6 protein-coding genes are annotated in these 8,416 nt (G+C 39.7%); 5 read left to right on the forward strand and 1 reads right to left on the reverse strand.

Going from position 1 to position 8,416, the window contains the following annotated elements:
• The 3 genes from NON16_RS22200 (at position 1) to murC (ending at position 5,245) form a co-directional block, all read left to right on the forward strand.
• Positions 1 to 2,454, forward strand: coding sequence for a DNA translocase FtsK (locus NON16_RS22200; RefSeq protein ID WP_257351585.1), 2,454 nt, complete (start codon positions 1 to 3; stop codon positions 2,452 to 2,454).
• 117 nt (positions 2,455 to 2,571) lie between these two features.
• Positions 2,572 to 3,669, forward strand: coding sequence for a nicotinate phosphoribosyltransferase (locus NON16_RS22205; RefSeq protein ID WP_257351594.1), 1,098 nt, complete (start codon positions 2,572 to 2,574; stop codon positions 3,667 to 3,669).
• A gap of 274 nt (positions 3,670 to 3,943) precedes the next feature.
• Positions 3,944 to 5,245, forward strand: coding sequence for a UDP-N-acetylmuramate--L-alanine ligase (murC, locus tag NON16_RS22210; RefSeq protein ID WP_257351586.1), 1,302 nt, complete (start codon positions 3,944 to 3,946; stop codon positions 5,243 to 5,245).
• Between the two features lie 161 nt (positions 5,246 to 5,406).
• Here murC and NON16_RS22215 read toward each other — a convergent pair whose 3' ends face one another.
• Complete coding sequence (locus NON16_RS22215; RefSeq protein WP_257351587.1) at positions 5,407 to 6,522, reverse strand: aminopeptidase; 1,116 nt, start codon at positions 6,520 to 6,522, stop codon at positions 5,407 to 5,409.
• A 368-nt stretch (positions 6,523 to 6,890) separates the two neighbouring features.
• Here NON16_RS22215 and NON16_RS22220 point away from each other — a divergent pair, with 368 nt between their 5' ends.
• Both NON16_RS22220 and NON16_RS22225 read left to right on the forward strand, forming a co-directional pair.
• Positions 6,891 to 7,346 (forward strand): DUF948 domain-containing protein, encoded by a 456-nt coding sequence (locus tag NON16_RS22220; RefSeq protein WP_257351588.1) that lies wholly within the window; start codon positions 6,891 to 6,893, stop codon positions 7,344 to 7,346.
• 2 nt (positions 7,347 to 7,348) lie between these two features.
• The gene (locus tag NON16_RS22225; RefSeq protein WP_257351589.1) at positions 7,349 to 7,810 is read left to right on the forward strand and encodes a YtxH domain-containing protein; all 462 of its coding nucleotides are present in this window, start codon (positions 7,349 to 7,351) and stop codon (positions 7,808 to 7,810) included.
• Positions 7,811 to 8,416 lie beyond the last annotated feature (606 nt).

Genomic DNA, 8,416 nt, shown 5'->3' on the forward strand with positions numbered 1-8,416 from the left:
ATGTCCAATTGGTTTAAAAAAATGAAAAACTTCCTGATTGAAAGTGATGAAGAGGAACTAGATGATAATGGGTATGAGCAACAAACTCGTTCACAGCGGAGATCAAAATCGGTAGGTCGAATTGAAGATAGTTCGCGCCTATTTGAACCTAAATTTGTGCACCAGTATCCCAAGGAAGGAAATTTCCGTTTTCCTTTAATTCCAGATGAGAAAGAGAAAAGAAAGTATACATACCAACCGAAGTCGCAAAAGAAAAAAGTACAACGTGAAACGTACAAAAAGTCAAATTCAGAACCGAATAATCACGATAGGCAACCACGTGAAAAGTTCACCGGTGTCAATTTTAAACCGAGTGAAATTCCTTCACCTGTATATGGTTTTCAAAAACGTCCTGAGGTTTTTCCTCCAGTTAGTGATGAAGAGGTAGAAGAACCAAATGCTGTTAATACTCAAAATGATGATCCAACAAACACTCTCGATCCATTCCCGACGCTTCTGACGGAGTCATACGATGATAAGCAAGAAGAACCGGTCGAACAAGAACACAATGAAGGTAACAATGGTCAATTTGATACAGCAGAAATAGATGTTGTTCATGAGGAACATAGAGAAGATGAGGAAGAACGATGTTACAAAGAGAGAGCAATAATCCATAAAGAGTCTTCACCTTACGAGCTATCTTCTCATTATGAAGAACAATCTAACGGGGAAAAACCATCCAAAGAACAATCTTACGTGGATGAAACCCATAGCAAGGAAGAAGCCCCACCACCGTCGAGCAGATTGGAACAAGACACCTATTCCAAGGTTACTAAATCGATAAAAGACGAAGAGGAAAAGGTAACGAACATCCAAGGGGAAGAACAAAAAACGGCCTCGAATAGGCGAGTCGAGCGGAACCTAGATGAAAAGGAAAAGAAGAAAAGCTTATTACCCTTTAATGTGATGATGCTTCAAAAGGATCGTAAGCGCACAGCACCAGTGAATAACCCACAACCGAAACAAACGCATACAACTCAAGAACAGCACTATCAATTTCCAACAACATCCCTGCTAGATGCGAAAGAAGTTCAAGAGGACAATGATGAGCTTTGGTTGCATGAACAAAAGGAATTATTGCAATCCACTTTAACCAACTTTAATGTAAAAGCGAATGTTATCGGTGCAACAAAAGGCCCTTCCGTAACAAGGATTGAGGTTCAGCCTGCTCCGGGAGTGAAAGTTAACAAAATAACGAATCTCTCGGATGATATTAAGCTAAGTTTGGCAGCTAAGGATATTCGCATGGAAGCACCAATTCCAGGTCGAAATGCAATTGGGATTGAAGTTCCAAATAAAGTAAGTAAACCAGTATCATTACGAGAAATCGTAACACATCCTATTTTCAAAGAAAATCACTCGACTTTATCGGTTGCACTTGGACTTGACATCTCAGGGAAGCCCGTTATTACCGACTTGCAAAAAATGCCTCATGGTTTAATTGCTGGTGCAACAGGGTCTGGTAAAAGTGTCTGTATCAATTCATTACTAATAAGTATTTTGTTTAAAGCCCACCCCGATGACGTACGTTTATTATTAATTGATCCGAAAATGGTAGAACTCGCTCCTTATAATAGCTTGCCACATCTAGTCACACCTGTAATAACAGATGCAAAAGAAGCAACTCTAGGATTAAAATGGGCAGTTGAAGAAATGGAACGTCGTTATGAGTTGTTTGCTACCACTGGGGTACGTGATATGGAGCGCTATAACAAACTGGTTAAAGAAAAAGGCACTTTGGATCAAAAGTTACCTTATATTGTTGTTGTAATCGATGAGCTTGCTGATCTAATGATGGTTTCACCACAGGATGTTGAGGATGCTATTTGCCGGATTGCACAAAAGGCACGTGCTTGTGGAATTCACCTTTTATTAGCAACACAACGTCCATCAGTAGATGTTATTACAGGTCTTATAAAGTCGAATATCCCAACTCGTGTGGCTTTTGCAGTCTCTTCACAAGTTGACTCCAGAACGATTATCGATACAGGGGGAGCGGAAAAGCTCTTAGGTCGAGGGGATATGTTGCTTCTTGGTAATGGTGTCTCCAAACCGGTTCGAATCCAAGGGAACTTTGTATCAGATGATGAGATTGAACGAATTACAGAGCATGTGAAAAGACAGAAAGCCCCATCCTACCTGTTTGAGAAAGAAGAGCTCGTACAATCCAATCTTACATTTGAACAGGATGATGAACTCTTTGATGAAGCTTGCGAATTTGTTTTGGAGCAGGGAGCGGCATCTTCATCAGCGTTGCAAAGGCGCTTCCGTGTTGGATTTAATCGAGCAGCAAGATTAATCGATATGATGGAATCAAAGGGAATCGTATCAGAAGCAATGGGAAGTAAACCTCGGAATGTGCTTGTTTCTAAACAGGAATTTTACAATCAAGCTGATGAAGAGATCACCTATTAAATAAGTACGGTACTTGTATAATTTCTTACCGTTCTATATGATAGATAAATGGACTTTAAATAAGACCCCATATTACTTGATCTGAGTTAGTAAAGGAATAGGTGCAAGAGAATGGACATCAAGGAAATCGAATTAAAAATGCAAGGCAAAATCAAACGGTTAAGCAACCGTACATTCAAATTTGATGAGCGTGTTGGCGACGGTTGGTTTTCTGCTGTGTATTTTCTGAAAACGTGTCAAATTGCTGAAAATCATAAACCGCAAAATCGTGTTACCATGCAGTTTTTTCAAAAGAAAAATGCAGTATTGTGCGGCACCGATGAGGCTATTGCGTTAATAAAAACATTCGTAAAAGATCCGGACACGTTAGAAATTTTTTCACTTAAAGATGGAGATAGAATAGAACCCTATGAAACGGTATTAACGATTACTGGCCCGTATCAAAAGTTCGGTTATTTGGAAGGGATTATTGATGGCATCCTGACAAGGAGAACTTCTGTTGCCACGAATGTTTATAATGTCGTAAAAGCTGCAAGTACATCAGGGGTTCAAAAGCCAGTGATCTTCATGGGTGACAGGGATGATCATTATACCCAACAAGCAGGGGATGGATACGCCTCTTACATCGGTGGTTCCACAGCACAAGCCACCCATGCGATGAATGAATGGTGGGGGAAAAGAGGAATGGGGACAATGCCACATGCACTACTCCAGTTGTTTAGGGGGGATGTTGTGGCGGCATCACATGCCTACCATGAAGAATTCCCTGAAGATGATTTGATTACCTTGGTAGACTACAATAATGATGTTGTGACGGACTCATTAAAAGTAGCTCGTGAGTTTGGCGAAAAATTGAAGGGCGTACGCATTGATACATCACGCACACTAGTGGATCAGTACTTTTGGAGAAACCAGGATGTCCTTGGCAAGTTCGATCCTCGCGGAGTGAATACCGAATTAATCTTTGCATTAAGAGATGCACTAGATGAAGAAGGATACAATCATGTCAAAATTGTAGTAAGCGGTGGATTTAATGAGGAACGAATTCGCAGCTTTGAAGAATGTCAGGTTCCGGTTGATATTTATGGCGTGGGAAGCTCGCTTCTGAATATTCATATCGGATTTACTGGGGACAACGTTCTTTTAAATGGAGAAGAAGAGGCAAAGAAAGGCAGAAAACACCGCCCAAATCCAAGGCTGGAAAAGGTGGATTGAGCGATCTGACCTCACTTTTATGAAAGCAATCCAGTCGAGGTTGGTAGTTCTATTATGTTTCTGCTATAATTATTAAGGTTAACAGGATGTAGTTAGTTTGACATTATAAGAGGATATTACGTATCTAGTTGAAGCACTTTATTAACAGTCGAACTTCAATTTACAACCTATGTTAAGAATGATTAGGGGGCAACAAGCCCCAAATGAATGATCAAGGCATATAATAACAACAAAATTATGTGCAGCGATTCCAGACTAGTTGGAGGTTCGTTTTATGACAACATACCATTTTGTTGGTATTAAAGGGACTGGTATGAGCCCTTTAGCACAAATCCTGCATGATATGAACTATAATGTACAGGGTTCCGATATTAAACAACATATCTTTACCCAGCAAGCGTTGGAAGAACGAAATATAGCTATATCTTCCTTTGATAAAGAAAATATTAAAGCAGATCAGGTGATTATTGCAGGAAATGCTTTCCCTGATGAGCATAAGGAAATTGTAAGAGCAAAAGAATTGGGATTGCCCATTTATCGATATCATCATTTTCTCGGTGAATTTGTTAAGAAATTTACAAGTGTAGCTGTGACTGGTTCTCATGGAAAGACATCTACGACAGGTCTATTAGCTCATGTTCTTGAAGCAGCGAATCCGACTTCCTATTTAATTGGAGACGGATCAGGAAAAGGGATGGAAAACAGCGAATATTTCGTGTTTGAAGCATGTGAGTATCGTAGGCATTTCTTATCTTACGAACCATCCTACGCGATCATGACGAATGTTGATTTTGATCACCCTGATTATTTTAAAGATGTGAATGATGTTTTTGATGCATTTCAGTCAATGGCATTACAGGTTCAAAAAGGGATTATTGCTTGTGGGGATGACCCTTATTTACATCAAATGCAGGCAAAGGTGCCAATGCTCTTTTATGGTATGAACGATAACAATGACTTCCAAGCAGGAAACATTCAAGTAAGCCCAGAGGGCACTACATTTGATGTCTTTGTTCGTAATTCATTCTATGAAACATTTTCTATTCCGGGCTTTGGAAAGCACAATGTCTTAAATGCTTTGGCAGTAATCGCTCTTTGTCACTATGAGCAGGTTGAGGTTAGTATTATTCAACAACAGCTTAAGTCATTTAAAGGTGTAAAGCGCCGATTTAGCGAAAAAGTTGTCGGTCGACAAGTACTGATTGATGATTATGCACATCATCCAACAGAAATTAAAGCGACGATTGAATCAGCAAAGCAAAAGTATCCAGATAAAGAAGTAGTAGCAATTTTTCAACCTCATACATTTACTCGGACACAAACGTTTTTGAACGAGTTTGCTGATAGTTTAAGTCAGGCCGATGCTGTTTATCTGTGTGATATCTTTGGATCTGCGAGGGAGAATGCAGGTGATTTGCGGATTGAAAATCTCCAAGAGCGTATTCAAAATTCACATATTATTAGTGAAGATACTATTGACTGTTTGACAGGGCATGGCAACAGTGTATTACTGTTTATGGGAGCTGGAGATATACAGAAATATCAGAAGGCATATGAAAGTCAACTTGCTTCATAAACAACCAAAAAGAGGCTGATCCATGATTCGTAATAGAATCCATTGGGTCAGCCTTTTTCTCGCACGTTAAGAAAGTATAAAAATACTTTCTATTTAAAAAAGGGACAAAAGCCACTTTAATCTAATATTTAAGTGGCTTTTGTCCCTATACGTAACCCGCGTTATTTTAATTTCTCAGGGTTTAGTGGTTCAAGCTCTGGGATGACAAAGCGTCCATCCTTTCGAATAAGTACACCGTCAAAATAGATTTCACCGCCGCCATATTCGGGTCGTTGGATAGAAACCATGTCCCAATGGATGCCAGAACTATTGCCATTGAAAGCTTGTTCATAGCACTGTCCAGGAGTAAAGTGGAAGCTTCCATCAATTTTTTCGTCAAATAGGATATCCTTCATTGGATGCTGAATGTAAGGGTTGACGCCTATTGCGAATTCACCCACAAAGCGTGCACCTTCATCTGTATCCAAAACTCGATTGATTCGTTCAGTGTCATTTGCAATTGCCTCAATAACTTTCCCATCCTTAAAGGTAAGACTGATCTGCTCGTAGACGAAGCCTTGATAAGGCGAAGGTGTATTAAAGGTAACAGTACCATTAACTGATTCTCGGACAGGCGCTGTGTAAACCTCTCCATCAGGTAAGTTGTGATGACCTGCGGATTTGTTAGATGGTATATCTTTTATTGAAAAAGATAAGTCTGTACCGGGTCCTTTAATGTTTACTTTATCCGTGCGATCCATTAAATCAGCTAGTGGTTTCATAGCATCTAACATTTTACTATAATCAAGATTACAAACGTTAAAGTAAAGATCTTCAAATACTGTTGAACTCATATCCGCCAACTGGGCCATTGAAGCATTCGGGTAGCGTAATACAGTCCATTTCGTCTTCGGGATTCGTATAGCATGGTGAACGGGCGTATATACCTTTTTCTGATACAATGCAGTGTTTTCCGAAGGGACATCTGAAAGTTCTGAAATATTGTCTCCTGATCGAATAGCAACATAAGCGTCCATTTCACTCATAATGGCTCTTTCATACCTTGCCTGCGCTTCTAATTGTTCCTCGGTTGCATTCATTAGCAGGGCACGTTGTGTTGTTTCGTCTTTAATTGTAACGAATGGATGTCCACCAGCTTTATAAACCTCTTCAACTAAAGCGTTCACAAGCTCTTTTTGGTACCCTGTGTTTTCAATTAAGACTTTCTCACCTTGTTGAAGGTTCGTTGAATATGTAATGATATTATTTGCTAGTGTTTGAATACGTGAATCTCTCATTTGTTAATCTCCTTTCAATAATTCGTGCTATCTAGAATATTCAGTTTAGAATATCGTCGAAATATTGCCCCTTTTCCATTTTACAATACTTTGACTGAAATCGCTTGCATCTGATTTGGAAGAAGGACCAGTAAGGTTTTCTAACAAGTAAGAAAGTTAAAAATACTTTTTATTGTTTAATGCCAGACCCTTAGGTCATCCCTTTATGGACTAAGGCGATCGCCTGCGCTAGCCAAGTTTTCTTTAAAATAGGAAAAAAGGTAGGAGGATTGTTTATAGACTGTGGAGAATTTCTCTTATATAGATTAAAGGTTTAATGAATAGCTATATTGGGAAAAGGTATAATATACAGGAGGTGGTAATTTGACATGGAAATAATTTTATATTTAAGTGTAGCACTGATTGCAATAGCATTTGCAGTATTGGTTGTCTTTATTTCGCGAACACTGAAATCACTTCAGCAAACTCTCACAAACGTGGCGGGTACAGTTGATGGATTGGAAAAGCAGTTGGATGGCGTGACAAAGGAAACTACAGAACTCTTACATAAGACGAATCGTTTGGCTGAAGATGTCCAGCACAAGTCAGAATCACTCAATTCTTTATTTCAGTCAGTAAGGGAGATTGGGGATAGTATATCCAATGTCAGTCATTCTGTTAAAACAGTATCAGGGCGAATTGCTAGAGAAGGTGAACGGCAATCCGAAAAAGTTTCTCAGGTCGTTCAATGGAGCAATGCCGCTATGGATATATGGGAAAAATGGAAGCGTAAGAACAACAAAATGGATGGTACAACAGATCCAATAAATAGGGGAGGACGTTAATTATGACAACAGAACAAACTAATCAAAACCAATCATCTTCAATTGATACTAAGGATTTCTTGATCGGTACACTTGTAGGAGGAATCGTGGGTGCTGCTACGGCATTAATGCTTGCTCCGAAATCTGGCAAGGAACTCCGCACGAACTTGAATGACCAAGCTTCAATGATTAAAGATAAGAGTTCAGATGTCGCGACTCGTGCAAAGGAAAAGTCATCCAACATAGCGCAAGTAGTTACAGATCAAACGAACCAAGCGGCAACGCGTGTGAAAGACTTTTCAACCAATGTTCGTGATGACTTTGATAAGTGGAAAAGTAAAAAGTCAGATGTAGCAGAACTACAAGAAGAGTATAACGAAGGTAAAGCCGATGCAATTGAGGATGCAATGCAAACTCCAAATTCTGAGATGAATTCACTGGAAACAAACTCAGAGCAAAAGCATCAGCCATCCGGCGCAAAGTAAAGTAATGAAAAAAATTTCAACCTGGGAAGAATTTGATGGTATTAATAAGAATGTACCCTTTTTCCCATGATTCACATTGGGGAATAACCTACTCTAATTTAGAAAAGATTATAGAACAACAAAATAATTGAGATCTAGGGGTGGCTCTAAAAATAGGGTCATCCTTTTTCTCACATGTTAAGAAAGCATAAAAAATTTGCTGCAGAGAGGTAATGTCTAGCTTCGAAGCTCAGGTGTTCGAGGTTGCTTCGCTTCTTTCACAAACACAAATAGCGTGTTGTGCTGCAGAATCTCCAGCGCTTGCACTTGCAAGCATAAGCGCAACTTAGGCAATCGCCTTCGCTATGCTTGGCGCTGACCTAGTTTTCTTTATCATACCTGAACAGGGCGTTTACGCTTTTCTTACAAGGTAAGAAAGTATAGAGCGTCCGAGCATAGGTGATATTCCATAATGGGTGGGAACCCCATCAGGTAAGAACTAGCCATTCACCTGTAGCGAGTCTTGGAGGGTTGGAGGTAACTCCTATCTTTAAGCGTAGACAGCAAGACAGTGGGCCGAAAACCAAATGGCTGAAGGGATGGAGCCCCGAAAACTTATATACGGGA

Source organism: Pseudalkalibacillus decolorationis, from assembly GCF_024609785.1.
Lineage (GTDB): Bacteria > Bacillota > Bacilli > Bacillales > Fictibacillaceae > Pseudalkalibacillus > Pseudalkalibacillus decolorationis.

Coding starts and splice junctions, on each gene's coding strand:
- NON16_RS22200 (WP_257351585.1), top strand. CDS start 1: ATGTCCAATTGGTTTAAAAAAATGAAAAACTTCCTGATTGAAAGTGAT.
- murC (WP_257351586.1), top strand. CDS start 3,944: ATGACAACATACCATTTTGTTGGTATTAAAGGGACTGGTATGAGCCCT.
- NON16_RS22215 (WP_257351587.1), bottom strand. CDS start 6,522: ATGAGAGATTCACGTATTCAAACACTAGCAAATAATATCATTACATAT.
- NON16_RS22220 (WP_257351588.1), top strand. CDS start 6,891: ATGGAAATAATTTTATATTTAAGTGTAGCACTGATTGCAATAGCATTT.
- NON16_RS22225 (WP_257351589.1), top strand. CDS start 7,349: ATGACAACAGAACAAACTAATCAAAACCAATCATCTTCAATTGATACT.